Genomic DNA, 25,631 nt, shown 5'->3' on the forward strand with positions numbered 1-25,631 from the left:
CCTTATTTGTAGCGAATAGTCGGGTTAATCGCCGCGTACAGCATATCGACAACCAGGTTGATAAGAATAAATTCCAGTGAAAACAGCAATACTTCGGCCTGTACTACCGGGTAGTCGCGCATTTCAACCGAATCCACCAGCAGGCGGCCCAGCCCCGGCCAGTTGAAGACCACTTCCACCACAATCGAGCCGCCCAGCAGAAAGCCGAACTGTAAGCCCATCATGGTGACGACCGGGATCATCGCGTTGCGCAGGCCATGCTTGATCACCACCCATGTTTCGCGCACGCCTTTCGCCCGCGCGGTGCGCATGTAATCTTCCTGCATCACCTCCACAAAAGAGGCGCGGGTAAAACGGGCCATCACCGCAGCAACGGCCGCGCCCAGCGTGATGGAAGGCAGAATATAGTTGCGCCAGCCGTCCGCGCCAACGGTAGGCAGCCAGCCCAGCTCCACGGAGAAGATTTGCATCAGCAGCATGCCCAGCGCGAAGGCGGGAAAAGAGATGCCGGAAACGGCCAGCGTCATGCCGATACGGTCCGGCCAGCGATTGCGCCAGACGGCCGAGACGATGCCGACAGTCATGCCGAAAATCACTGACCAGACCATGCTGCTCAGCGTCAGCCACAGCGTGGGCAGAAAACGCTGGGCGATTTCCGCCGAAACAGGCCGGCGGGAAACCATCGACTGACCAAAATCGCCCCGTATCGCCTGGCTGATAAAATGCCAGAACTGCTGGATCAGCGGCTGATCCAGGCCCAGCTGCTGACGCACCAGCGCCACCACGGTGGCGTCTGCTTCCGGCCCGGCCACCAGCCTGGCCGGATCGCCCGGCAGCATATGCACAAACAGAAAGACCAGCACCGCCACGATAAGCAAAGTGGGGATCAGGCCCAGCAGTCGTTTAATAAAATAGTTAAGCATAGGTTTCCTGACACGTTCACGACGGCGCCCGCCACACCAGGCGCCGCCGGAGCGGTTACTTCAGATCGGCCTCGTCAAAACTGAACGAAGTATCCGGCATGACATAAAAGCCCTTCAGGTTTTTGGTATTGGCTGAAACCAGCTTTTCCACCACCAACGGCGCCCACGGACGATCGTTCCAGATGCGATCCTGCGCGTCTTTATAGAGCGAGGCTTTCTTCTGAGCGTCGGTGGTGTTTAGCGCATCGGCTAAATCCTTATCCACCTGCGGATTGCTGTAGAAAGCGGTATTGAAAATCGTCGGCGGCCAGGACTGCGTAGCGAACAGCGGCGTCAGCGCCCAGTTAGCTTCGCCCGTTGAGGCGCTCCAGCCGGTATAGAACATTTTCACGCCGCTCTCTTTCTGCCCTTTATCCTCAACCTGCGCCGCGCGCTGGCCGGCGTCCATCGCGGTGACCGTGACTTTAATGCCTACCTGCGCCAGCTGCTGCTGGGTAAACTGCAGCACTTTCTGCGCCGTGCTGTGGTTATGGGAAGACCACAGCGTGGTGCTGAAGCCGTTCGGGTAGCCCGCTTCTTTCAGCAGCTCGCGCGCTTTCGCCGGGTTGTACTCCAGCGGCGGATAGCTTTGCGCATACTGAATTGATGGCGGCACGATACCGGTAGCCGGCGTGGCGTAACCGGCAAAGGCGACCTTCACCAACGCCTGGCGATTGATGGCATAGTTGATGGCCTCGCGCACTTTTGGATTATCAAACGGCTTCTGCGTGACGTTAAAACTGATATAGCGCTGCATGATGGAAGGCGTGGCCACCAAATCTAATTTGCTGTTTTTTTCCAGCAGCCTGGCCTGCTCGTAAGGAACAGGGAAAGCCAGGTTCGCCTCGCCGGTTTGCAGCATTGCCGCACGGGTATTGTTATCCACTACCGGCCGCCAGGTAATGCTGTCCAGCTTCGGATAGCCGGCCTGCCAGTAGCCCGCAAATTTTTTCACCTTTACAAAATCGGTCTGATTCCAGGTTTCCAGCTCGTACGGGCCGGTGCCCACCGGATGGAAGCCGATCTCTTTGCCATATTTTTTCAGCGCGGTCGGTGAAATCATCGCCGCTGCCGGGCTGGCAAGCGTGTTGATAAAAGCGGAGAACGGCTGTTTCAGGGTAATTTTCACGGTAGTGGGATCGATCACTTCCGTCGTCGCCACCGACTTAAACAGGTTATAGCGCTTGAGGTGATTATCAGGGTTGCTGGCGCGATCCAGATTCACCTTCACCGCTTCAGCGTTGAAATCGGTGCCGTCCTGGAACCTGATGCCGCTGCGCAGTTTAATAGTGTAGGTCAGGCCGTCCTTGCTGGCGTCAAAACTCTCAGCCAGCACGTTAATCCGCTTCATCTCTTTATCAAAACCGAACAGGCCCTGATAGAAAGATTTGGCGACCGCCTGCGACAGCGTGTCGTTGGCATCATAAGGATCGAGCGTGGTGAAATTAGAGCCAACGGCGATCACCGCATCTTTAGCCGCCCAGGCCGGGATCGCCGCCAGGCCGCTCAGGATCCCGGCAGCCAACAGCAGCTTGCGTTCAATAATCATGCTTTTTCTCCAGTGATTTTGTTATGCAGCATATTCAGACGCCGCCGACGGCATGACGGGCGACATAGTGTCCCGCGCCGACTTCTACCAGCGGCGCGACTTCAGGCTCTTCGCCAACAGCCCGAATCGGGCTGGGTATCTCATCCGCCAGCAGCGCCCGTTCGCGACGGCGATGCTGCGGATCGGCTACCGGCACGGCAGACATTAATTTACGCGTATAGGGATGTTGAGGATTTTCGAATACCGCCTGGCGCGAGCCTATCTCAACGATCTGACCAAGGTACATCACTGCCACGCGGTGGCTGATCCGTTCCACCACCGCCATATCGTGAGAGATAAACAGAAAGGCGATGCCGAACTCCCGTTGCAGATCCATCATCAGATTGACGATTTGCGCCTGTACCGACACATCCAGCGCCGAGACGGACTCATCAGCGATCACCACTTTAGGATTGAGCGCCAGCGCTCGCGCAATGCAAATACGCTGGCGCTGACCGCCGGAGAACTCGTGCGGATAGCGCCGGGCATGTTCCGGCAGCAGACCGACACGCTCCAGCAGCCAGGCCACGCGCGCCTCGGCCTCTTTGCCTTTCGCCACGCCGTGCACCAGCAGCGGTTCCATAATAGAAAAACCAACCGTGAGACGTGGATCGAGCGAAGCGTAGGGATCCTGAAAGATAAACTGAATGTCGCGCCGCAGGTGAGAAAGCGCCGCGCCGCTAAGGTTGTCGATGCGCAGGCCGTTAAAGGTGATGGTGCCGCCCTGGCTGGCGACCAGCCGCAGCAGCGAACGACCGGTGGTGGATTTCCCACAGCCCGACTCGCCAACCAGCGCCAGCGTTTCACCTGCGCGCAGATCGAAACTGACCTTTTCCACGGCATGAACGCGCCGCGTGACGCGGTTCAGAATGCCGCTGCGTATATCGAACCGCGTCACCAAATCCCGCACCTGAAGCACCGGAGGCGCGTCGTTCACCACGGTATCCTGTTTTTCCTGCGCCGTTTCGCTGTCGGCCGTTAACAATGGAAAACGAGCCGGGAAAGGCCTGCCCCGCATCGCGCCCAGCTTAGGCACCGCGGCCAGTAACGCTTTGGTATAATCCTGCTGCGGATGCTGAAAAAGAGCCTCAACCGGCCCGGTTTCTACCACGTCGCCGCGATACATCACCTGCACGCGATCGGCCATTTCCGCCACCACGCCCATATCATGGGTGATGAAAATAACGCCCATCTGCATCTCTTTTTGCAGTACGCGGATCAGCTGTAAGATTTGCGCCTGAATGGTGACATCCAGCGCCGTGGTAGGTTCGTCGGCAATCAGCAGCGCCGGACGGCAGGAAAGCGCCATCGCAATCATAACCCGCTGACGCATACCGCCAGAAAGCTGATGCGGAAAACGTCCCAGCACGTTTTTGGCCTCGGGGATGCGCACCAGATCCAGCATCCGTTCGGCTTCCTTCAGCGCCTCGCGGTGGCTTTTACCCTGATGCAGAACAATCGATTCCGCAATCTGATCGCCGACGGGAAAGACCGGATTGAGCGAGGTCATCGGTTCCTGAAAAATCATCGCCATATCCGCGCCGCGTACTCTGCGCAATCCCGATTGCGGCGTGTGCAACAGATCGATCGCTTCGCCATTGCGACGCCGGAGCCAGATTTCGCCGCTGTCGATGCGTCCCCCGCCCTGCTCCACCAGCCGCATCAGCGCCAGCGAGGTCACGGATTTCCCCGACCCGGATTCGCCTACTATCGCCAGCGTTTCGCCACGCCGCACCTCAAGCGAAAGATTTTTCACCGCCTGCACGGTATCGCCTTCCTGTGCAAAGCTGACGCTTAAGTTTTTGACCGACAAAACCTGTTCGGCGGACAGATCGGATCCACTGGCCATCCTGACTCCCTATTCTTCGCGATAGATTCCCACGTTTGGCGCGTCGCCCACGTAGCCAAAACCCCGATACATGCCCTCGCTGTTAAACGGCAGCGCAATATTGCCTTCGCGATCTACTGCTATCACGCCGCCGCTGCCGCCCAACACGCTGATTTTTTCCATCACCACGCGCTCGCTGGCCTGCTTAAGCGACAGGCCGCCGTACTCCATCAGGGCGGCGATATCGTAGGCCGCCAGCGTACGCATAAACACTTCACCGCTGCCGGTGCAGGAAACCGCCACGTTAGCGTTATTGGCGTAGCAGCCCGCGCCGACAATTGGCGAGTCGCCGACACGTCCGGCCTGTTTGTTGGTCATGCCGCCGGTTGAGGTGGCTGCCGCCAGATTTCCGTACCGATCCAGCGCCACCGCGCCTACGGTGCCGAACTTACGATCGGGATCAAGCGGATCGCCGGACGACTGCGCCGCGCCGTCATGATCCAGCATGGTTTGCTGCATCTTTAAGGCCCGCTGTAACTGCTCGTAGCGTTCCGGCGTAGAAAAGAAGTCGGGCGGCACCGGCGCGAAGCCTTGCTCAACGGCAAACCGCTCCGCGCCCTCGCTAATAAACAGCACGTGCGGGCTTTTTTCCAGCACGGCACGCGCGACCAGCACCGGATTGCGTACCTGCTTTACACCCGCGACCGCGCCCGCTTGCAGCGATCTGCCGTCCATTACGCAGGCGTCGAGTTCATGGGTGCTCTGATGGGTAAAGACCGCGCCCTTTCCCGCATTAAACAGCGGACACTCCTCCAGCAGACGCACGGCTTCCGTTACCGCATCCAGCGCGCTGCCGTCCTGCGCCAGCATAGCCTGCCCGCTGGCGACGATGTCGGAAAGCGCCTCGATATACAGCCGTTCTTTTTCTGCGCTCAGGCTGGCGCGGGCAATAGCGCCAGCGCCGCCATGGATGACGATTGCTGCTCTGCTCATAATCCTTTTACCCTGCGTGCCAAATCGGCAAGAAAAACACTGTGTTAGAGTGGTTTTGTCAAATTGTGACCGTTTTTGACTATAGGCAGCCTGTAAAGTGATGTAAAGCGGAATATAGGCAAGAAAGTAATAACGAAAGCTTATGGTTTATAACCTGTTGTTGGCTTTACGTGACCGCGCCAATAATTCACGCCATACTATTTGCCATCTGACTGTATACGCCTGCCCGGCTGTCGGGCATGCCGAGGACGCTATGGAAGCTTTTACTGCGGGACTTATCTCCCTTGACGACGCGCTGTCTACTATGTTGGATCGCGTCACGCCGGTTGCAGAAACCGAAACGGTGCCGCTGACCGCGGCCACGGGCAGAATTACCGCCGCCGCCGTTATCTCTCCTGTTGATGTTCCCCCCTTTGCCAACTCCGCTATGGATGGCTACGCCGTGCGCCTGGCCGACCTGGCAACGGGTACCCCGTTACCCGTCGCCGGGAAAGCCTTTGCCGGAACGCCCTTTAGCGGCGAGTGGCCGATCGGTAGCTGCATTCGCATTATGACCGGCGCGCCTGTTCCGACAGGCGCCGAGGCCGTGGTGATGCAGGAAGAAACCGAACAGGCTGGCGAAGCAGTGCAGTTCCTGACCGTGGTCAAAGCCGGGCAGAATATTCGCCTGGCCGGTGAGGATATCGCTCAGGGCGCCAGCGTGCTGGGTGCCGGTATTCGCCTGGGCGCGGCGGAGCTGCCGCTGCTGGCCTCGCTGGGCGTGCCGGAAGTGGCCGTCAAACGTCGGCTGTGCGTGGCGGTATTCTCTACCGGTGATGAGCTTCAGCCGGTCGGCGAAACGCTGGCCGCCGGTCAGATCTACGACACTAACCGTTTTGCCGTGCGCCTGATGCTGGAGAAGCTGGGCTGCGAGGTGATTGACCTTGGCATTATTCGCGATAATCAGGCCGCGCTGCGCGCCGCCTTTATTGAGGCGGACAGCCGGGCCGACGTGGTGATCAGCAGCGGCGGCGTTTCGGTGGGCGAAGCAGACTACACCAAAGCGATGCTGGAAGAGCTGGGCAAAATCGGCTTCTGGAAGCTGGCGATCAAGCCGGGCAAACCCTTTGCTTTCGGCCGGCTGCAAAATAGCTGGTTCTGCGGCCTGCCGGGCAATCCCGTTTCCGCCGTGCTGACCTTTTATCAGCTGGTGCAGCCGCTGCTGGCAAAGCTTAGCGGCCTGACCACTTCCGCGCTGCCGCCGCGCCAGCGGGTGAAAAGCGCCAGCAGCCTGAAAAAAACGCCGGGCAGGCTTGATTTTCAGCGTGGCAAACTGTCGCGCAACGCGCTGGGCGAGCTGGAAGTCAGCAGTACCGGCGCGCAGGGCTCGCACATCTTCAGCTCTTTCAGCCAGGCGAACTGCTTTATCGTGCTGGAGCGCGATCGCGGCAACGTACAGGTTGGGGAATGGGTGGAAGTCGAGCCGTTCAACAGCCTGCTGGAGGGGTAATGAAACCGGAACTGAGTGACGATGAGATGCTGCGCTACAACCGGCAGATTGTGCTGCGCGGCTTCGATTTCGACGGTCAGGAAGCGCTGAAGGCGGCAAAAGCATTAATCGTCGGGCTGGGCGGTTTAGGCTGCGCCGCCAGCCCTTACCTGGCTTCCGCGGGCGTAGGCCATTTGACGCTGCTTGATTTTGACCACGTGTCCGTTTCTAATTTACAGCGGCAGATCCTGCATCGCGATGCGCAGGTTGGCCTGCCGAAGGTTGAGTCTGCGCGCCGCCAGCTAGGTGAAATCAATCCGCATATCGTGCTGGAGAGCATCGATCGCCAGCCTGAAGAGGCAGAACTGGCCGATCTAATCGCCCGGCATGATGTGGTGCTGGACTGTACGGATAACGTGGCGACTCGGGAGCAGCTAAACCGGCTCTGCTTCGCCAGTAGAACGCCGCTGGTTTCCGGCGCGGCTATCCGCATGGAAGGCCAGATTAGCGTGTTTACCTGGCAGAAAGCGGAGCCTTGCTATCGCTGCCTGAGCCGCCTCTTTGGCGATGCCGCGCTCAGTTGTGTGGAAGCGGGCGTGATGGCGCCGCTGGTCGGCGTCATCGGATCGCTCCAGGCGATGGAGACCATCCGCCTGCTTAGCAAATATGGCGATAGCGTGGCGGGAAAACTGCTGATGTATGATGCGATGACGTTGCAGTTCCGCACGCTTAAGCTTGCCAAAGATCCCTGCTGCGAGGTTTGCGGCGGCTGACCTTTTTAGCGCGCCTGTTTTTGCAACGGCGCGCTCATTCCTTGTCCGTTTAGTCTGTAAAAACAACCCATTCTCCCGGCTGCCGCTATAGTTAGATCACTGCGAACGTCGCACCAGGGAGAATTGCATGAGTGAGGAGCATCACCCGCAACCGGATGTCAGCATGCAGAGTCTGCGTCGCCTGCTGGTTGTATTTTTGCTGGTGATAGGCTGTGCCGTCGTGCTGGTGAACGGATGGGTGGTTTACAGTATCTGGCAGCGCGTTGTGAATGAAACTCAGAATAATGCCCGGAATTTATCACAATCACTGTCACGACAAGCCGAAGATACGCTGCTGCCGGTTGAACTGACGCTGCAGGATCTACGCGATCGTATTACGCTGGTCGGTCTGGACGCCGAGCGGCAGAATTACCTGCGCACGCTGTTAATGGAGCGAAAAGCGTCGCTGCCGCAGCTGCACGGCCTGTTTGTCTACGACCGCGCAGGCAACTGGGTGCTGACTTCTCAGGGAATGCTTAACCAGCACAGTAACAATGCCGATCGCGACTACTTTAAATATCATCAGCAGCACAGCGATTTGGATCTGCATATTGCTGAGGTCATTCGCAGCCGTACCACCGGCGAGCTGGTTGTCCCCGTTTCAATGAGGCTGAACAACCGCGACGGCACTTTTCGCGGCGTGCTGCTGGCTACGCTGCGCATCGACTATTTTCGGCAGATTTTTGGCTATTACAGCCTGGGTGACAAAGGTCTGCTGGCACTGATGACCCATACGGGCAATATTCTTTACGTTCGTCCTTTCGTTGATAACCTTCTTAACCGCAACATAGCCAACAGTCCATTATTTACGCATTTACTAAAGTCCTCCCCCAGCGGAACGGCAAATTATAAAGCCGCGCTTGACGGCGTCGAACGTATTTTTGGCTATGCAAGCCTGAAACGCTATCCGCTGGTGATTACCGTCGGCTATGACAAAAAGCAGCTGGTGCAGGCCTGGCTGGCCGAGCTGGTGGTATATTTGTCGCTGTGCGCGCTGTTGCTGCTGGTGATTGCCGCGCTGGGTTGGCTGCTACTGCGTAATATTGGCCATACTATCCGCGATCAGGAGGAGCTGGCCACGGCGCGCGATCGGCTGACGGCGATAAACCGTACGCTGCAAACGCTGGCGCTGGTGGACAGCCTTACCGGTCTGGCGAACCGTCGCCAGTTCGACCTCTATCTGGATCGTAGCCTGGAGCGCGCCAATAAGCTGCGTTCGCCAATGGCGCTGCTGATGATAGATGTGGATTCGTTTAAGCGGTTCAACGACACCTACGGCCATCTGGCCGGCGACGAGTGTTTGAAATACGTCGGCAACGCCTTGTTAAACATTGGGCTTCGCTCCGATGACCTGATCGCACGTTACGGCGGCGAGGAGTTTGCGGTGATCCTTACCGACTGCAGCCACGAGGCGGCGATGAGAGTGGCAGAAAGGATAAGAGAAGCCGTTGCCGCGCTGGAGATCCCTCATCGTAACAGCGAAAGCGCGGCTAAAGTAGTGACTATAAGCATAGGCCTCCATGTGATGCAGAGCAACCAGCCGGAAGATCGCCAGACGCTGATCGGCCAGGCGGATAAAGCGCTTTATCAGGCAAAAGTAGCCGGAAGGAATAGAGTGGAAATCTTCCAGTAATTACCAAAAAACATCAAATAGTTGCGCACCTTCACCTTTTTCGACGCCGTTATCCTTTATTCTTTACCCGCCAATACCCGCCAGCCCTTTGCTTATATCGCCCGGCTGGCGTAGCTTACAGGACACAAGGAACAGGGATATGGATAGCTATCTGTGCCCGTCTGACATGAGTGATGTCTGGCATAAGGATGAAGGAAACGGAGAGAATATGGATATTCTGGAACAGCGCGTTGAGCGACTTGAAGAAGATACGAGACAGATAAAAATTGATCTTGCCGTGCTTACGGCTCGTTCAGAAAATTTTGCCACCAAAACGGACGTGGCGGAACTCAGAGCCGAGTTGATAAAAGAGATAGCCGCCAGCGAGGCGCGCGCTAATATCAGATTTGAAAAGCTTGATGAAAAATTCGAGCGAATAGATGAAAAATTCGAACGAATAGATGAAAAATTCGAACGAATAGATGAAAAATTCGAGAGAATGTTTGAGAAGTTTAACGATATCAACAGCAGGATCACCTGGACGCTGATGATACCGGCGCTGGTGGCCGTTCTTCTGTGGTTTGTTAAAACCGCGATCCTGAAAATCTGACCCGATAGCTTACCGGGCCAATAAGGCGGAGCAGATGCCCCGCCTTTTTATTTAATTCAGGCGATACCTTTGCTGCGCAGGTAATCTTCGTAATTACCGGTAAAGTCGTGGATTTTGCCCGGCGTCATTTCAATGACGCGGGTTGCCAGCGAACTGACGAACTCACGGTCGTGTGAAACGAAAATCAGCGTGCCTTCGTACATCTCCAGCGCCATGTTCAGCGCTTCGATAGATTCCATATCCAGGTGGTTGGTCGGCTCATCCATAATCAGCACGTTCGGCTTTTCCATCATCAGCTTGCCGAACAGCATACGGCCCTTTTCGCCACCGGAGAGGACTTTCGCTGGCTTTTTGATATCGTCCTGGCTGAACAGCAGGCGGCCCAGAATGCTGCGTACCGCCTGCTCGTCGTCCCCTTCCTGCATCCACTGGCTCATCCAGTCAAACACCGTCAGGTCGTTGGCAAAATCATGCGCGTGATCCTGCGCATAATAGCCGATGCGGGCGTTTTCCGACCATTTAACCGTGCCGTTATCCGGCTGCTGTTCACCCACCAGCGTTTTCAGCAGCGTGGATTTACCGATACCGTTTGGCCCGATAATCGCCAGCTTTTCGCCCACTTCCAGCAGCAGGTTAACGTTTTTAAACAGCGGGCCCTGATCGAAACCTTTGGTCAGCTCTGCCAGCTCCAGCGCGTTACGGAACAGCTTTTTATCCTGCTCGAAGCGAATAAACGGGTTCTGACGGCTGGAAGCCTTCACCTCATCCAGCTTGATTTTATCAATCTGCTTGGCGCGGGAAGTTGCCTGACGCGATTTAGAGGCGTTGGCGCTAAAGCGGCTGACGAAAGATTGCAGCTCGTTAATCTGCGCTTTCTTCTTGGCGTTGTCGGCAAGCAGACGCTCGCGCGCCTGGGTTGCCGCCGTCATGTATTCGTCATAGTTGCCCGGATAAACGCGCAGCTCGCCGTAATCCAGATCGGCCATATGGGTGCAGACCATGTTCAGGAAGTGACGGTCGTGCGAAATAATAATCATGGTGCTGTTGCGTTCGTTCAGCACCTGCTCCAGCCAGCGAATGGTATCGATGTCCAGGTTGTTGGTTGGTTCGTCAAGCAGCAGGATCTCTGGATTGGAGAACAGGGCCTGCGCCAGCAGCACGCGCAGCTTCCAGCCCGGCGCAACTTCGCTCATTGGGCCGTAATGCTGCTCCAGCGGAATACCCACGCCCAGCAGCAGTTCGCCAGCGCGCGATTCTGCGGTATAACCGTCCATTTCGCCGTATTTTTCTTCCAGATCGGCCACTTTATAGCCGTCTTCTTCGCTCATTTCCGGCAGCGCGTAAATCCGATCACGCTCTTCTTTCACTTCCCACAGCTCGCCGTGGCCCATGATGACCGTATCCAGCACCGAGTACTGCTCAAAGGCGAACTGATCCTGACGGAGTTTACCGATGCGCTCGTTAGGATCGAGCGACACGTTGCCCGCAGACGGCACCAGGTCGCCGCCGAGAATTTTCATAAAGGTGGACTTGCCGCTACCGTTGGCACCGATCAGGCCATAGCGGTTGCCGCCGCCAAATTTGACAGAGATGTTTTCGAACAGCGGCTTACTGCCAAACTGCATGGTGACGTTGCTGGAAACTAGCACAGGATTGCCTTTCATTTACGATGGGAGAATAAATCAGCGCATAGTATGCCAAAAAAAAGGGGCGACGAATACACCGCCGCCCGCTGAAGCTTCCCGATTTCGCTAATGGCTTTCAGCTTTATGTTCCGGCACTCGTACGGCTTGCGTCTCGACGTCATTACTCAGCCAGTCATGTAAATAATGTTCGATCTGCTCCAGGCTGCGGTTGCGTGTTTCCGGCACGCATTTGATAACAAATACCGCACCGAACAGACCAATAAAGGCAAAGACAAAAAACGCGCCGGAAAGCCCTACCGTGGCCAGCAGCATCGGGAAAACCAGCGAGATAATAAAGTTGGCAATCCACATCGCAAATACCGCGCCGCCCATAAAAATCCCGCGCAGACGAGTTGGGAAAATTTCCGAAAGCAGCAGCCAGGTGACCGGCGACAGCGCGCCCTGCTGGAAGCTGAGGAACATCAACATGCCCAGCAATACCAGATAGCTACGCATCATGTCCGGCTGGCCATTGACCGTTTCCGGCATAAAATAGCTGATGCAGCAAATAAACAGCAGGCAGGCGGTGCAGCCGAACTGACCGATCATGGTCATAGTGCGGCGTCCCAAACGGCCCAGCAGCCAGATCCCCACAAAAGTCATCAGTACTGAAATCACGCCGTTGGCGATAGTGGCAAACAGCGCAGCGTCGGTGCTCATACCCACCGCCTTCAGCATGGTGGGCGCGTAATACATAATGGTGTTTACGCCGGAAAGCTGTTGGATCACCGCTACGCCGATCCCGATAAGAAACAGTTTGAACAGCCAGGGCTTGCGCAGCTCTTTCAGGCTGGGTTTGTTTTTGTTTTCCTCTTCGCTGAGCGTTTCCTCAATTTCCGTCATTTCCCACTCTACGTCACTTTTGGCGCGGGTTCGCTCCAGCACCTTGCGCGCCTCCGCCAGACGACCTTTCATCGCGTACCAGCGCGGCGTATCGGGCATAAACATCATGCCAAACCAGAGCGCCACGGCGGGCACGGTAGCGATCGCCAGCATCCAGCGCCAGGTCTGCTCGCCGCCCCAGGCCGCGTTAAAACCGGCGTTGGAGATATAGGCCAGCATTTGGCCAGAAACGATCATCAGCTCCTGGAGCGTAACCAGCTGTCCGCGCTTATTGGCAGGTGCGATTTCGGCAATGTAGACCGGCACGGTTGCCGCCGCGCCACCGACTGCCACGCCTAATACCAGGCGGAAGAAAATCATCCAGTGCACATCAGGTGCCAGTGAGGTTCCCAGTGCGCCAATGGCGAAAATGACGGCGAGAACGATAATGATTTTCTTCCGCCCGGCTGCCGCAGCGAAATGACCAGAAATCAGCGCGCCGAAGGCGGCACCGAACAGCAGCGAACTGGTCACCAGGCCGGTAGTGAATGGCGTAAGATGCAGCTCCGTGCCCATAAACAGCAGCGCACCGGAAATAACCCCGGTGTCGTAACCAAACAGCAGACCGCCCAGCGTGGCGATAACGGCGATCACTTTGACGAAGGGTTCCGTTCGCGACGTGCTGTTAGGCCCTGAGGCCCGATTAGGCGTGAGATATTGTTCTTTAGGCATTGTGTTGACCTCTTCGTTATTTGCAGGTCAGGCCGCCAGAAATAAAGTGGCGCCTGGTATATTCTCCAGGCTCTTAACTTAGTGCATTCCTTTCATTTAAAATAACAATGAAAATTAAATTTTGCGGCACAGCTCTCACCGCATCGCTGCTTTTGTGACGCAAGTATCATAAGCGGAGCGCAATACTGTGCCTCACCCTTCTCCGCAAGGGTTAAAGCTAAAATCACACCCGTATGCTAATAAAATCTTTATTTCATTTTAATGAAAAAGCAGCAGAGGTTTTTACCATAAGCGGTTTATAGCCGTTAAGCATTGCGATAGTAGAGAGAAACAAGTCTGTAACAGGTGGGACAGATGTTTTCATAAAAGGCGGCAAAGGCGGGAACGGGCAACATCAGGTAAGGCGACCGGCGGCGACATCGCGTTACCGCCGGTCGGGTAAGAGCCTCAGCCTGCAGGCGTATCGCCGCTTTCCGCAGGGCCGAAAACGGAGTAGTCCGGCAGCTGCACGTTCTGGTACAGCTCCCAGCCGCCGCCCAGCGCTTTGTAGAGCGCGACCAAATCCAGGCTGCTCTGCACTCTGGCGGACGCGGCCTGCTGCTTCGCCTGCGCAAGCTGACGCTGCGCGGTTAGCGCGTCGATAAATGAAGAAAGTCCCTTGCCATAGCTGTCGTTAGCTAAATCGAAGGCGTTTTGCAGCGCGTCGACCGTTTGATCCAGCCCTTCCACCTGCTGCTGATCGGTGCGATAGCTGACTAACGCGTTTTCCACATCCTGCAAGGCGGTCAGAACCGTCTGCCGATAGCCAAGCGCAGCGCTGGCCTGCTCCGCTCTGGCGAGTTTTACGCCAGAAACCAACCTGCCGCCCTGGAAAATGGGCAGCGAGACCGAGGCACCGTAGCTGTAGAAATGGCTGCTCCAGTTATCCAGATAGCTGGCGTCGGTATTACGCATCCCGAACTGTCCGGTCAACGAGAAATCCGGGAACAGCTGCGCGACGGAAACGCCGATACTGGCTGTTGCCTCATGCAGTCTCGCTTCCGCCTGGCGCACGTCCGGACGCCGCCGCGCCAGCGTGGACGGCAGACCGACCGATACCGCTTTTGGCAAGCCTGGCATCGCTTTAGGCGCGGCCAGCTCGGCATCCAGCGCCCCCGGCGGCTTGCCGATCAGCACCGCCAGCCCGTTCATCGCCTGATGCATTTGCGATTCATACTGCGGCAGCTGCGCGCGCAGAGAATGCAGCTGGGCGCGAGCGTTTTCCACGTCCATCTGAGGAGCGAGGCCGTTGCGCTGCTGGCTTTGGGTCAGCTCCAGCGTTTGCTGCGCCACTTCAATCTGCGTTTGCAGCGTCTGGCTAATCAGCTGCGCGCCGCGCAGCTGTAAGTAGGTGCGGGCCACCTCCGCCTCAAGCGAAACCAGCGCGTCGTTACGGCTTTCCAGCGACTCCTGCTGCTGCGCGCCTGCCGCCTCGACCTGCCGACGGACTTTGCCCCACAGATCCAGCTCCCAGGAGGCGTCGAAGCTGCCCTGGTAAAGCCCGACCGGTTTGGTCAGCCCGTTCAGCGCCGAGCGGACGTCGGTATCGCCGCTGACCTCATCCAGCTGGCTGTAGACGCCTTTCGATTCCAGCTCGCCTTTCAGGCCCAGCTGCTGGCGCTGTGCCGAGGCGGCGCCGTTGATCGAGGGGAACCATGCGCCGCGAGCCTGATTAAGCTGCTGACGAGAACCGGCGATGCGCAAAACCGCCTGCTGCAGGCTCAGGTTGCCGACAATGGCGCGATCGATCAGGCTGTTTAGCTGCGGATCGTTAAACGATTTCCACCAGCCCGGATTAGTGACCGTGGCCTGGGGACGAGACGCGCGATCCGACGCCAGCGAGTTGAAAGCTGCGGGCGTGGACGGTTTCGGCGCCCGGTAGTCCGGCCCGACGCTACAGGCCGACAGCGTAATAGCCGCAACCAGCAGCACGCCGAGCCGCGAACGCGTAAATAAAGGAAAAACGTTCATGTCAGTGTGCTCCTGCACTGCCCTCGCTCTTAATCGGCGCCAGCAGTAAACAAAATGGAATAAGAACCAGGGCGACAATGCTTAAGCCCATAAAAACGTCGATATAGGCCAGAATACGCGCCTGGACGATCATCTCTTTATAGACCTGCCCTGTCGCTATCGTAATCGGATCGCCCACCGCTGAGGTAAAGTCTCTGACCCCCTGCGCCCAGCGTTCTACCGTCAGATTAAACGGCTCGTTAAGCGGCGTCATGTTATGCACCATATGCGCGCTACGCGCCTGCTCCCGCTCGGTAATCATCGCCGTAGAAAGCGAAATGCCTATCGAACCCGCCACGTTACGACACATGGTGAACAGCGCTGACGCATCCGCATTTAGCTTTTGTGGAATAGTCACAAACGCAATGGTCGTTAACGGCACAAACAGGAAACCCAGCCCGATAGTCTGCGCGCTGCGCATCATCACCAGCGTGGTGAAATCGATATTGGGCGTCAGCTTCGCGGAATAGATAAAAGAGACAAACAGGCAGGTAAAACCGAAGGCGATAATCCAGCGCGTCTGGACGATCGGCATCAGCTTAAGCACCAGCGGAATGGTCAGCACGATCAGCACCGCGCCGGGCGAAAGCACCAGCCCTGACCAGGTGGCGGTATAGCCCAGATCCTGCTGCGCCAGCTGAGGGATCACCACCGAGCTGCCGTAGAGAATAGCCGCCATGCCGGACATCAGAATGCTGGCGACAGCAAAGTTGCGATCTTTCAGCACGTGCAGATCCACCACCGGCTTTTTGGCATAGAGCAGCCAGTAAACCGCGCCGACCAGCCCGATAGCGCTCAGTATGGCGAAAGTCATAATGAAATTAGAGCTGAACCAGTCGTCATCTTCGCCGCGGTCGAGAAAGACCTGTAAACATCCCAGCCCCAGGGTAATTAAACCGATACCGATATAGTCGATATTCAGTTTCCCTTTGGCCCATTTACGCTCCCAGGGCGGATCTTCCAGCAGCTGATAGATAGCCAGCACGCTCAGGATGCCGACCGGGATATTAATAAAGAATACCCAGCGCCAGCTGTAGTTATCGGTGATCCAGCCGCCCAGCGTCGGGCCAAGCACCGGCGCGACAATAATGGCGATAGAAGAAAGACCAAACGCTTTGCCGCGATCTTCCGGCTTAAAGTAGTCCAACAGTACCGATTGCTGTACCGGCTGCAGGCCACCGCCGAAAAAGCCCTGCAGGATCCTGAACAGAATGATCTGCCACAGCTCGGTAGCGATGCCGCACAGAAAAGAGCAGACGGTAAACATCACAATACAGATCAGGAAGAACTGCTTACGACCAAATACGCGGCTGAGGAAGGCGGAGATCGGCAGCACGATGCCGTTCGCCACCAGATAGGAGGTCAGCACCCAGGTTGACTCATCATAGCTGGATGAGAGCGAACCAGCGACGTGCGGCAGCGCCACGTTGACAATGGTGGTGTCCAGGATCTCCATAAACACCGCCAGCGTCACCGTCATCGCGACCAGCCAGGGGTTACTGGCCGGCTGCCAGCTCTGGCTTTGACTCATTCCACTGTTACCTCAGGCTCCACCGACAGCCCCAGCGGCAGCGGCTTGTTCGGATCCAGCCCCTTATCGATAACGATTTTGACCGGCACGCGCTGGACAATTTTCACATAGTTGCCGGTCGCGTTTTCCGACGGGAAGGTCGAGAAACGGGAGCCTGAACCCATCTGGATGCTTTCCACGTGCCCTTCCAGTTTCATATCCGGCCAGGCATCCACGGAAATATGCACTTTATCGCCAGGGTTCATTCTTTCCAGCTGTGACTCTTTAAAGTTGGCGGTGATCCAGACATCTGGCGAAACCAGCGAAAACAGCGAGGTGCCAGCCTGAACCAGCGTGCCGACCTGCACGTTACGTTTAGTGACGAAGCCATCATAAGGCGCGCGCACTTCGGTATAGGAAAGGTTGAGGTTAGCCGTGTTCAGCTGCGCTTTGGCCTGCTCGACCTGCTGCTGACGAGCTTCCACGTTGGTTTCCTGCTGGCGAATTTGCAGCTGGATTTGCGAGGCGACTTCTACCTGCGCTTTTGCGCTTTCCAGCTCGGCCTTCGCGCTTCTTAACTGCGCGCTGGCCGCATCGATATTACGCTGCGAGGTCGCACGCGGATCGACGCCGCGCTGGCGTTTGTAATCTTCCTGAGCGTTAAGGAGGTTAGCTTCCGCCTTGGCCTGCTGCGCCAGCGCCTGATCTTTCTGCGCCGGATACTGCACTTTAGACAGCGCCAGGGAAGCCTGCGCCTGATGCAGCTGGGCCACGGCCAGGCCAAGCTGGGCCTGGGCCTGATCGCGCTGCGCCTGGGTATCCTGCGGATCGATAACCACCAGCAGATCGCCCTTTTTCACCCGCTGGTTATCGGTAACCAGCAGCTTAGTGACGTAGCCGGAGGCTTTAGGTGCAATAGTCACGGCGTCCGATTCCGTAAAGGCATCGTCCGTCGTTTCTATATTGCGGCCGGTAAACCAGAAGTAAAAGCCGACGATGATCATGACGATCACCACAATAGCCAGAATAATCAGCGGCTTTTTGCCGGGGCGTTTACGTTCTGCCTCGCCGTCGTCCTGCTGCTGGTCGTCCTGCTGTGGTTTGCCGTTTTGGTCGTCAGACTGCGAATTGTTCTGCGGATGACGCTGGTCATCATCTGAGGAAGAATTTGATTGATTAGCCATAGTTCTCATCAGGTTACGGCGGGCTCAAGCCGAGCCCGCAAGATTCACGCTGTTATAAACATAGGGCCTAAATTGACAAATGCCAGTGTTTCTTTACAAAGTCAGAAAAGATTCAGGTTACAGCGCATCAATGCCTAAAAGCAGCACCCAGCCCAGCGCTATTGCCCACAGCAGCATGGGCAGCGAGTAAAAGTGAAAACGCAGCCAGATAGAGCGATCTTTCGCCATCCGCAGCGCGATAAGGTTCGCCAGCGAGCCGGGCAGCAGCCCGAAACCGCCAATATTCACCGCCCAGGCCAGCAGCGTGCTGGCTGGCAACTTCGCCAGCAGTAAAATGGTAGCCGGCACGTTGCTGATAATCTGCGACAGACCAATCGCCAGCAGATATTTCCCGCCCTCCGGCAGCTGCGGAATTTGCTGAAGCAAATGCTGTAAAGCGGGAAGCCGGGTTAACAGAAAAACATCCACGAACATGGCGATAAATACCGCGAGCAGGCTCCAGTCGATCGCCAGCAGCGTGCGACGTGCCATCAGCAGAAAAACGCCAAATACCAGCAAAACGCCCCAGCCCGCATAGCCCATCTCCAGCGCGATAATAAACAGCAAATAGAGCACCACGCTGGCAATCAGCAACGAGCGCTGCCATTGCGTTTCCGGCGACTGTGGCGAGCGCTCAATCCGTTTAGAGGTAAAACTGACCGCGGTAAGCAGCAGCAGGCTGGCCAATAGCGCCCCGCCCAGCGGCAGCATTTGGCCGATAAAACCGGTAAAGCCGACGTGGCCATGTTGCCAAAGCAGGATATTTTGCGGATTGCCTATAGGCGTGAGCAGCGATCCGGCGTTAACCGCCAGCGCCTCAAAAATGATTAGCCGGGCGATCGGCAGCGAAGAGTAGCGACGCAGCGTCAGCGTCAGCGGTACCAGGATAAAGAGTGCGACATCGTTGGTCAGAAAAGTCGACAGCAGCGCGGCGGCAGCGGTCAGAAACAGCGCCAGCGAACGCTCTGTCTGAAAACGCTGCACCAGGCGACGACCCAACACGTCGAAATAACCGCTGGATTCGATGCCTTTGGTCAGCATCAACAGCCCGCCCAGCGTCAGTATGGTCGACCAGTCCACCGCAGCAGGCAGCTGCCGCAGCGAGAAAGGTGCAAAGCAGGCCAGCAGCAGGCCCAATAAAATTAACAGATGCAGAAAGCGATCGTGCAAAAAAGGCCTGAGCAGCGTTGCCATACGGACTCACCTGAAAGGAAATTACTGACGGCTTTCGTAGAATTGCTGAAAAATAGCCAGGGTTTCGTCACTGACGTGATGTTCCAGCCCTTCCGCATCGCGGCGGGCGGTATCAGGACTAATGCCCAGCGCCAGCAAAAACGTTTCCACAATATGATGGCGTTTGCGGCTTTCTTCCGCCAGCGCCTCTCCTTCGGCAGTCAGGAACACGCCGCGATAGGGAACCTGCTCGACCAGTCCGACCGTAGCCAGGCGTTTCAACATCTTGGCAACGGTAGGCTGGGAAACGCCGAGCCGCGCCGCCATATCAACCTGGCGGGCTTCGCCAAATTCACGGATCAGATCGGAAATCAGCTCAACATAGTCATCAATCAATTCACGCCGGTGGGCTTCCCGGACCTGACGGAAGCCTTCGACATGCTCTTCTATCTCTTTCAGTGGCGCAGGCACTGCGGTTCTGGCGCGACGACTCATTCAGCTTCCTCATTATTATTTCTGGCGCGTGCAGGCGCTCGCATCAGCCTGATGGTGCCACATTGTAAACGAAGCGCACGGAAGCACAAAATCGTGAGCAATAGCGCTGGCTACAAATTATAGCCCGTGCTATATCTGTACATAAAGCGAACGGAGGAAACCATGAAAAAACCACTTCTGATACAGCTGCTGTGCCGTTCGCCTTTTACGCTGCGGTTGATGCTGCTGGAAATGCTCACCGCAGAAAAAAAGTCCGCCGGCTGATTCAGCCATAAAAAAATCCGCCACGGGGGCGGATTTTTTATCAACCAACCGAAGCTGGTTTCAGGCAAGCTTAGAAGCTGTAGCCAACGCCAGCAATCCAGGTGCCAACGTCTACGCTGCGGATGCGGCTCTGCTCGTAGCCAACGTCCAGAGCAACGTTTTCGATGCCTGGGTTGAACTGGAAGCCCGCACCGTAGGACACGCCTACGTCGCTTGAGTCAGACTTGTCACGCGCTGGTGCGTTCTGCTGGAATTTACCGTAACCGATACCCACCACGCCATAGATGCTGGCCCAGTCGTTCAGACGGTAGGCAGGGCCACCGGTGATGCCATAGTACTGGCCTTTGTTATAGACGCCAGCGTCGGTACGATCTTTCTCGGTGTAGGTGAAAGAACCGATCCAGCCCAGTGGATCGCTGCCGTTTTCGTAGCGGTATTTCAGGTTGAAACCGTTAGCTTTGTTAGCCACGCCCTGCATATCGCTTTGTGCGTAACCACCGGAAACTGTGCTCTGTGCCATCGCTGAACCAGCAGAAACTGCCAGTACACAAGCCAGTGCTGAAAGACATGCAATTTTTTTCATAACCACCTCAAATGTGAAAGTACTTATCTCCTGACAACGCTGAAAATATAACAAACCTCAGCCAGAAACTCTGCCCCGTTTTTGTTGTCCAAGACAGTGTTTGGTGTAACAGGACGTTAATGATTCTTTCTATCTCATTCTTTTTACTTATATTTCTCTCTTTACCGCTTCGCCTGACCCGCAATGTAAAAATTTGTTCATTGAGATAAATCTTAATTAAACTGACACTTCTTTACCTGTTTGCGCGTGCTTCACGACGATTTTTCCGAATTTCTTTGCCCTTTTTCAGGGCCATTATGGCCAGGCTTGCGCAATCTGTTGGTACACTTCGGGGAACTTTTCTCCCGTTCGATGGACAAATAAGGTTGGTCAAAAGGATGTCTCTTTCTTCACGCGGTTCTTCAATCTGGTTTCCTGTCTTACTGCTCTTGCTCGCCATGACCTCTATTCAGGGCGGGGCCGCGCTGGCGAAAACCCTGTTTCCGGTGGTCGGCGCGCCGGGGATCACCGCCCTGCGTCTTGGGCTGGGCACGCTTATTCTTTGCCTCATCTTCAAACCCTGGCGGCTGCGGTTCAGCCGCGATCGCGTCGTGCCTCTGGTTTTGTATGGCCTGGCGCTGGGCGGCATGAACTATACGTTTTATCTGGCGCTGCGTACCGTCCCGCTGGGCATTGCCGTTGCGCTGGAATTCGTCGGTCCGCTGACGCTGGCGCTGGTGGGGTCGAGAAAGCCTCGCGATTTTCTCTGGGTAGCGCTGGCGCTACTTGGGCTTTGGCTTTTGCTACCTCTTGGCAAGAGCATGTCCGGCGTCGATCCCACAGGCGCATTTTTTGCGCTGCTGGCTGGCGCCTGCTGGGCCATTTATATTCTGAGCGGTCAACGCGCTGGGGCGGAACACGGCCCGGCCACCGTCGCGATGGGATCGCTGATCGCTTCGCTGGTTTTTGTCCCTGTCGGCTTTACTTTTGCCGACAGCGGCGTCTGGAGCCTGGCAGTTTTACCGGTTGCTCTTATTGTTGCCATTCTTTCCAGCGCGTTTCCCTATACGCTGGAGATGGTCGCGCTGACCCGGCTGCCGGCCAAAACGTTTGGCACGCTGATGAGCCTGGAGCCGGCTATGGGCGCGCTTTCCGGCATGATTTTCTTGGGCGAGCTGCTGACCCTGCCGCAATGGTTGGGCCTGCTGTCCATTATTATCGCCTCCGCTGGCGCTACGCTAAGCCTGCGTCCCGCTAAGCAAAAAATCGTTCCGATTAGCGAGCTGCGTGAATAGCTATATTCAAAAATATTAACCTGACGGTAAATTTAATTAATCCAGTGTTAAAAAACGTTCGATTCAAATCAGGCTCAGATAATTCTGGGCCTGATTAATAATGACTGGATTTTTAAAATGCTTTACTCTCGTAATTTGTAACGAAATAATAAATTAAAAAAAATCTATATATCAGAGAGTTATCAAAAATCCTCTAAATGAGAATACTTATTAGTTACGGCTAACGAATTATTTCTCTGTAATACCAGTAAGTTAAACCCTAAGGCCGCTACTATTTGTGCAATAGGCAGTATCGTCATGGCAATGTTGAAAAGCGCTGCTATACTTATTCGGTACATTCAGGACAACTGACCATTAAGAGGATATTAATGATGAGTACCGCTAAACTGGTAAAAACGACTGCGACCGATCTGCATTACACCCGCAACAACGTGGCCGATGAGGAAAAGAAAGCCACCATTGAGGTGTTGAATCGTCTGGTAACGGAATTCATTGATTTGTCCCTGATTACCAAACAGGCGCACTGGAATATGCGCGGCGCTAACTTTATTGGCGTGCACGAGATGCTGGACGGTTTCCGCACTACGATTACCGATCATCAGGATACCATTGCAGAGCGCGTAGTACAGCTGGGCGGCGTGGCGCTGGGCACGACTCAGGTAGTGAACGATCGCACTCCGCTGAAAAGCTATCCGCTGAATATTCATACCGTTCAGGATCACCTTAAAGCGCTGGCAGAACGCTATGCCGTTGTTGCTAACGATACGCGTAAAGCGATTAGTGAAGTCGAAGATGAAGACACTGCAGATATCTTTACTGCCGCTTCACGCGACCTGGATAAATTCCTGTGGTTCATTGAATCTAATATCGAGTAAGCCGATGCGGGCTGCGCCAGCAGCCCCACTTTTTATAGAGTAGTTTTTGCGAGCAGATGAGGCCTTTCATCTGCTCTTCTTATATGGAGGAAAGCGATGGCCAGTGGTTGGGCACGTGATGATGCCGTACAGGAACAGATCGACTCAACGGTAGAAGATGCCGTAGATCGCGCCCGGCGCGCCATTCATCATGGCGTCAGCGCAAAATATTGTGAAGAGTGCGGGGATGCGATTCCCGAAGCTCGCCGTCTGGCCCTGCCCGGCGTACAATATTGTATTCAATGCCAGGCACAGCGAGACAAACAGCAGCAGTCGACGCTTTTTAATCGTCGTGGCAGCAAAGACAGTCAGCTGCGCTAATCACGCGAGCGCTCTCGCACCCTTTCCTTTTTTACTTTGTCTTTTCTCCTCAGCCAGGTTAAAACTGGATTGCACCATAATGAAACCAGCGCACCACTTTGGTGCCTCACTGTGGTGCATCGCGCTGCTTAAGGCGTCATTATCCCTGTTAAATTGACTCAACGTGCTGTTTTCAATATATTTTGAAAACCTGGCATAGTTTTTTCATATGGCTGCTGGCATTCAATCGGACAAGGCGCTTGTCCGACTGCAATAAGGATAAAAAGATGAAGTCACTTGTTAAGTTTTCCCTGGCTGCGCTGACGCTGGCGTTTGCCGTCTCTTCTACCGCCGCAGAAAAAAAGCTGGTTGTCGCCACCGATACCGCCTTTGTTCCTTTTGAGTTCAAACAGGGTAACCAATATGTGGGCTTCGACGTGGAGCTGTGGGCAGCTATCGCGAAGGAACTGAAGCTGGATTATACCCTTAAACCAATGGATTTTAGCGGTATCATCCCGGGCCTGCAGACGCGTAACGTCGATCTGGCGCTGGCAGGTATCACTATCACTGACGCCCGCAAGCAGGCGATTGATTTCTCCGACAGCTACTACAAAAGCGGTCTGCTGGTGATGGTCAAAGCCAATAACGACAAAATTCAAAGTCTGAAAGATCTTGATGGCAAAGTCGTAGCGGTAAAAAGCGGAACCGGCTCTGTGGATTATGCTAAACAGCATATTAAAACCAAAGATCTGCGCCAGTTCCCTAATATCGATAATGCCTATATGGAGCTGGGTACGGGCCGTGCGGACGCCGTGCTGCACGATACGCCAAACATCCTTTACTTCATTAACACCGCAGGTAAAGGCCAGTTCAAAGCCGTAGGCAACTCGATTGAAGCGCAGGATTACGGTATCGCCTTCCCCAAAGGCAGCGACGAGCTGCGTGAAAAAGTAAACGGCGCGCTGAAAACGCTGCGTGCAAACGGTACCTACAACACGATTTATAAAAAATGGTTCGGTTCCGAGCCTAAATAACGGTTTTTACTTTTCGCAGGCGCGCAGTGCGCCTGCGTTTTCCACACCAACGAAATATGGTTTTGATCCGGAGAAATAAGAATGCAGTTTGACTGGAGCGCCATCTGGCCATCTATTCCGGCCCTGCTTGAGGGCGCCCGCCTGACGCTGTGGATATCCGTCCTCGGCCTTATCGGCGGCCTGATCATCGGCCTTATAGCGGGTTTTGCCCGCGCTTACGGCGGCTGGCTGTCACGTAATATCGCCCTGGTCTTTATTGAACTTATCCGCGGCACGCCGATTGTCGTGCAGGTAATGTTTATCTATTTTGCGCTGCCGATGGCCTTTAACGATTTGCGCATCGATCCTTTCAGCGCAGCAGTGGTTACCATCATGATTAACTCCGGCGCCTACATCGCTGAAATTACCCGCGGCGCCGTGCTGTCAATCAATAAGGGCTTTCGTGAAGCCGGTCTGGCGCTGGGTCTTTCCAGCCGCGAAACGCTGCGCTACGTTATTATGCCGCTGGCGCTGCGCCGCATGCTGCCGCCGCTGGGCAATCAGTGGATCGTCAGCATCAAGGATACCTCACTGTTTATCGTTATCGGCGTGGCGGAGCTGACTCGCCAGGGCCAGGAAATCATTGCCGGTAACTTCCGCGCGCTTGAAATCTGGAGTGCCGTAGCCGTTATCTATCTGTTTATTACGCTGGTGCTGAGCTTTGTTCTGCGTCGCATTGAAAAAAGGATGAAAATCCTGTGATTGAATTTAAAAACGTCTCCAAACATTTTGGCGAAACGCAGGTTCTGCATAATATCGATCTGACTATTAAACAGGGCGAAGTCGTGGTGATTATCGGGCCTTCCGGCTCCGGCAAATCCACGCTGCTGCGCTGCATTAACAAGCTGGAAGAGATCACCACCGGCGAGCTGATTGTGGACGGGCTGAAGGTCAACGATCCCAAAGTAGACGATCGTCTGATCCGCCAGGAAGCGGGCATGGTATTTCAGCAGTTTCATCTGTTCCCGCAGATGAGCGCGCTGGATAACGTCGCCTTTGGCCCAATCCGCGTGCGCGGCGCCAGCAAAGCCGATGCGCAGCGTCTGGCAAAAGAGCTGCTGGGCAAGGTCGGCCTGGCCGAACGCGCGCACCATTTCCCATCGGAGCTTTCCGGCGGCCAGCAGCAGCGTGTGGCCATTGCCCGCGCGCTGGCGGTCAAGCCTAAGATGATGCTGTTCGATGAGCCAACCTCCGCGCTGGATCCGGAGCTGCGTCATGAAGTGCTGAAGGTGATGCAGGACCTGGCGGAAGAAGGCATGACCATGGTTATCGTGACGCACGAAGTGGGCTTTGCGAAAAAAGTGGCTTCACGCCTGATTTTTATCGACAAAGGCCGCATTGCGGAAGACGGCGATCCGGCAGAGCTGATTGACAACCCACCGGGCGCTCGCCTGCAGGAGTTCTTACAGCACGTTTCATAAAATGATATGGTCGTCCCACTAATTATTGTGGGACGAATTTTTATCGGCCTGAACTTTAGATGTCAAAATAAATTACCCGGCTATTCAATTTCATTATCATTACCACTTTCCTCTCTGGCTGTTATCGGTATTCCCCAAACGACGTATATCTGATTCAAATATCCGATCTGGCGTATTGGTTCTGTTAAATACACAAAGCAAGTTTCCATTTCCTGTTAAGGAACGCGTTACGTCTGAAAA

The 25,631-nt window shown here is 55.5% G+C and carries 22 protein-coding genes; 10 read left to right on the forward strand and 12 right to left on the reverse strand.

What is annotated here, in order from left to right; genetic code table 11:
• Positions 1–2: 2 nt before the first annotated feature.
• The 4 genes from gsiC to EGK14_RS09155 are packed head-to-tail and all read right to left on the reverse strand — an operon-like array spanning position 3 to position 5,371.
• On the reverse strand, positions 3–923 hold the full coding sequence (gene gsiC, locus EGK14_RS09140) for a glutathione ABC transporter permease GsiC (RefSeq protein WP_125288774.1): 921 nt from the start codon (positions 921–923) through the stop codon (positions 3–5).
• Positions 924–978: 55 nt separating this feature from the next.
• Complete coding sequence (gsiB, locus tag EGK14_RS09145) at positions 979–2,511, reverse strand: glutathione ABC transporter substrate-binding protein GsiB (protein WP_125288775.1); 1,533 nt, start codon at positions 2,509–2,511, stop codon at positions 979–981.
• Positions 2,512–2,545: 34 nt separating this feature from the next.
• Complete coding sequence (gene gsiA / locus EGK14_RS09150; RefSeq protein ID WP_125288776.1) at positions 2,546–4,399, reverse strand: glutathione ABC transporter ATP-binding protein GsiA; 1,854 nt, start codon at positions 4,397–4,399, stop codon at positions 2,546–2,548.
• Positions 4,400–4,408: 9 nt separating this feature from the next.
• Positions 4,409–5,371, reverse strand: a complete 963-nt coding sequence (locus EGK14_RS09155; RefSeq protein WP_125288777.1) for an isoaspartyl peptidase/L-asparaginase — start codon at positions 5,369–5,371, stop codon at positions 4,409–4,411.
• 253 nt (positions 5,372–5,624) lie between these two features.
• On the opposite strand from EGK14_RS09155, the gene moeA reads away from it, so the two are divergent.
• From moeA to EGK14_RS09175, 4 genes are all read left to right on the forward strand, one after another.
• Positions 5,625–6,860: a molybdopterin molybdotransferase MoeA gene (gene moeA / locus EGK14_RS09160; protein WP_125288778.1), complete on the forward strand. Its 1,236-nt coding sequence runs from the start codon at positions 5,625–5,627 to the stop codon at positions 6,858–6,860.
• Positions 6,860–7,612, forward strand: a complete 753-nt coding sequence (gene moeB / locus EGK14_RS09165; protein WP_125288779.1) for a molybdopterin-synthase adenylyltransferase MoeB — start codon at positions 6,860–6,862, stop codon at positions 7,610–7,612. The genes moeA and moeB overlap by 1 nt, the downstream gene beginning before the upstream one ends.
• Before the next feature lie 127 nt (positions 7,613–7,739).
• Positions 7,740–9,284, forward strand: a complete 1,545-nt coding sequence (locus tag EGK14_RS09170) for a sensor domain-containing diguanylate cyclase (RefSeq protein WP_125288780.1) — start codon at positions 7,740–7,742, stop codon at positions 9,282–9,284.
• 139 nt (positions 9,285–9,423) lie between these two features.
• Positions 9,424–9,873 carry an emp24/gp25L/p24 family protein gene (locus EGK14_RS09175; protein ID WP_233598465.1) on the forward strand — a complete coding sequence of 150 codons (450 nt, stop codon included), beginning with the start codon at positions 9,424–9,426 and terminating at the stop codon, positions 9,871–9,873.
• Positions 9,874–9,929: 56 nt separating this feature from the next.
• Here the strand turns inward: EGK14_RS09175 and EGK14_RS09180 are convergent, their stop codons facing one another.
• The 8 genes from EGK14_RS09180 to ompX form a co-directional block, all read right to left on the reverse strand.
• Positions 9,930–11,522: an ABC-F family ATPase gene (locus EGK14_RS09180; protein ID WP_125288781.1), complete on the reverse strand. Its 1,593-nt coding sequence runs from the start codon at positions 11,520–11,522 to the stop codon at positions 9,930–9,932.
• Positions 11,523–11,624: 102 nt separating this feature from the next.
• A complete protein-coding gene (locus tag EGK14_RS09185; protein ID WP_125288782.1) occupies positions 11,625–13,112 on the reverse strand; it encodes a sugar porter family MFS transporter in 1,488 nt (495 codons plus the stop codon).
• A gap of 447 nt (positions 13,113–13,559) precedes the next feature.
• Positions 13,560–15,122 carry an efflux transporter outer membrane subunit gene (locus EGK14_RS09190; protein ID WP_125288783.1) on the reverse strand — a complete coding sequence of 521 codons (1,563 nt, stop codon included), beginning with the start codon at positions 15,120–15,122 and terminating at the stop codon, positions 13,560–13,562.
• A 1-nt stretch (position 15,123) separates the two neighbouring features.
• The gene (locus tag EGK14_RS09195; RefSeq protein ID WP_125288784.1) at positions 15,124–16,692 is read right to left on the reverse strand and encodes a DHA2 family efflux MFS transporter permease subunit; all 1,569 of its coding nucleotides are present in this window, start codon (positions 16,690–16,692) and stop codon (positions 15,124–15,126) included.
• Positions 16,689–17,864: an HlyD family secretion protein gene (locus tag EGK14_RS09200; protein WP_125288785.1), complete on the reverse strand. Its 1,176-nt coding sequence runs from the start codon at positions 17,862–17,864 to the stop codon at positions 16,689–16,691. The genes EGK14_RS09195 and EGK14_RS09200 overlap by 4 nt, the downstream gene beginning before the upstream one ends.
• Before the next feature lie 108 nt (positions 17,865–17,972).
• Positions 17,973–19,088 carry an SLC13 family permease gene (locus tag EGK14_RS09205; protein ID WP_125288786.1) on the reverse strand — a complete coding sequence of 372 codons (1,116 nt, stop codon included), beginning with the start codon at positions 19,086–19,088 and terminating at the stop codon, positions 17,973–17,975.
• 21 nt (positions 19,089–19,109) lie between these two features.
• Positions 19,110–19,562, reverse strand: coding sequence for a manganese-binding transcriptional regulator MntR (gene mntR, locus EGK14_RS09210; RefSeq protein ID WP_125288787.1), 453 nt, complete (start codon positions 19,560–19,562; stop codon positions 19,110–19,112).
• Positions 19,563–19,896: 334 nt separating this feature from the next.
• Positions 19,897–20,409, reverse strand: a complete 513-nt coding sequence (gene ompX / locus EGK14_RS09215; protein WP_125288788.1) for an outer membrane protein OmpX — start codon at positions 20,407–20,409, stop codon at positions 19,897–19,899.
• A gap of 377 nt (positions 20,410–20,786) precedes the next feature.
• Here ompX and rhtA point away from each other — a divergent pair, with 377 nt between their 5' ends.
• The 6 genes from rhtA (at position 20,787) to glnQ (ending at position 25,391) form a co-directional block, all read left to right on the forward strand.
• Positions 20,787–21,683 (forward strand): threonine/homoserine exporter RhtA, encoded by an 897-nt coding sequence (gene rhtA, locus EGK14_RS09220; RefSeq protein WP_125288789.1) that lies wholly within the window; start codon positions 20,787–20,789, stop codon positions 21,681–21,683.
• Between the two features lie 371 nt (positions 21,684–22,054).
• The gene (dps, locus tag EGK14_RS09225; RefSeq protein WP_125288897.1) at positions 22,055–22,558 is read left to right on the forward strand and encodes a DNA starvation/stationary phase protection protein Dps; all 504 of its coding nucleotides are present in this window, start codon (positions 22,055–22,057) and stop codon (positions 22,556–22,558) included.
• A 96-nt stretch (positions 22,559–22,654) separates the two neighbouring features.
• Positions 22,655–22,918, forward strand: a complete 264-nt coding sequence (locus tag EGK14_RS09230) for a DksA/TraR family C4-type zinc finger protein (RefSeq protein ID WP_125288790.1) — start codon at positions 22,655–22,657, stop codon at positions 22,916–22,918.
• A 266-nt stretch (positions 22,919–23,184) separates the two neighbouring features.
• A complete protein-coding gene (gene glnH / locus EGK14_RS09235; RefSeq protein WP_125288791.1) occupies positions 23,185–23,931 on the forward strand; it encodes a glutamine ABC transporter substrate-binding protein GlnH in 747 nt (248 codons plus the stop codon).
• A gap of 81 nt (positions 23,932–24,012) precedes the next feature.
• Positions 24,013–24,672, forward strand: coding sequence for a glutamine ABC transporter permease GlnP (gene glnP, locus EGK14_RS09240; protein ID WP_125288792.1), 660 nt, complete (start codon positions 24,013–24,015; stop codon positions 24,670–24,672).
• Complete coding sequence (glnQ, locus tag EGK14_RS09245; RefSeq protein ID WP_125288793.1) at positions 24,669–25,391, forward strand: glutamine ABC transporter ATP-binding protein GlnQ; 723 nt, start codon at positions 24,669–24,671, stop codon at positions 25,389–25,391. The genes glnP and glnQ overlap by 4 nt, the downstream gene beginning before the upstream one ends.
• Positions 25,392–25,631 lie beyond the last annotated feature (240 nt).

This window comes from Erwinia sp. 198, from assembly GCF_003937915.1.
Lineage (GTDB): Bacteria > Pseudomonadota > Gammaproteobacteria > Enterobacterales > Enterobacteriaceae > Erwinia > Erwinia aeris.

Coding starts and splice junctions, on each gene's coding strand:
- gsiC (WP_125288774.1), bottom strand. CDS start 923: ATGCTTAACTATTTTATTAAACGACTGCTGGGCCTGATCCCCACTTTG.
- gsiB (WP_125288775.1), bottom strand. CDS start 2,511: ATGATTATTGAACGCAAGCTGCTGTTGGCTGCCGGGATCCTGAGCGGC.
- gsiA (WP_125288776.1), bottom strand. CDS start 4,399: ATGGCCAGTGGATCCGATCTGTCCGCCGAACAGGTTTTGTCGGTCAAA.
- EGK14_RS09155 (WP_125288777.1), bottom strand. CDS start 5,371: ATGAGCAGAGCAGCAATCGTCATCCATGGCGGCGCTGGCGCTATTGCC.
- moeA (WP_125288778.1), top strand. CDS start 5,625: ATGGAAGCTTTTACTGCGGGACTTATCTCCCTTGACGACGCGCTGTCT.
- moeB (WP_125288779.1), top strand. CDS start 6,860: ATGAAACCGGAACTGAGTGACGATGAGATGCTGCGCTACAACCGGCAG.
- EGK14_RS09170 (WP_125288780.1), top strand. CDS start 7,740: ATGAGTGAGGAGCATCACCCGCAACCGGATGTCAGCATGCAGAGTCTG.
- EGK14_RS09175 (WP_233598465.1), top strand. CDS start 9,424: ATGGATAGCTATCTGTGCCCGTCTGACATGAGTGATGTCTGGCATAAG.
- EGK14_RS09185 (WP_125288782.1), bottom strand. CDS start 13,112: ATGCCTAAAGAACAATATCTCACGCCTAATCGGGCCTCAGGGCCTAAC.
- EGK14_RS09190 (WP_125288783.1), bottom strand. CDS start 15,122: ATGAACGTTTTTCCTTTATTTACGCGTTCGCGGCTCGGCGTGCTGCTG.
- EGK14_RS09195 (WP_125288784.1), bottom strand. CDS start 16,692: ATGAGTCAAAGCCAGAGCTGGCAGCCGGCCAGTAACCCCTGGCTGGTC.
- EGK14_RS09200 (WP_125288785.1), bottom strand. CDS start 17,864: ATGAGAACTATGGCTAATCAATCAAATTCTTCCTCAGATGATGACCAG.
- EGK14_RS09205 (WP_125288786.1), bottom strand. CDS start 19,088: ATGGCAACGCTGCTCAGGCCTTTTTTGCACGATCGCTTTCTGCATCTG.
- mntR (WP_125288787.1), bottom strand. CDS start 19,562: ATGAGTCGTCGCGCCAGAACCGCAGTGCCTGCGCCACTGAAAGAGATA.
- ompX (WP_125288788.1), bottom strand. CDS start 20,409: ATGAAAAAAATTGCATGTCTTTCAGCACTGGCTTGTGTACTGGCAGTT.
- rhtA (WP_125288789.1), top strand. CDS start 20,787: ATGTCTCTTTCTTCACGCGGTTCTTCAATCTGGTTTCCTGTCTTACTG.
- dps (WP_125288897.1), top strand. CDS start 22,055: ATGAGTACCGCTAAACTGGTAAAAACGACTGCGACCGATCTGCATTAC.
- EGK14_RS09230 (WP_125288790.1), top strand. CDS start 22,655: ATGGCCAGTGGTTGGGCACGTGATGATGCCGTACAGGAACAGATCGAC.
- glnH (WP_125288791.1), top strand. CDS start 23,185: ATGAAGTCACTTGTTAAGTTTTCCCTGGCTGCGCTGACGCTGGCGTTT.
- glnP (WP_125288792.1), top strand. CDS start 24,013: ATGCAGTTTGACTGGAGCGCCATCTGGCCATCTATTCCGGCCCTGCTT.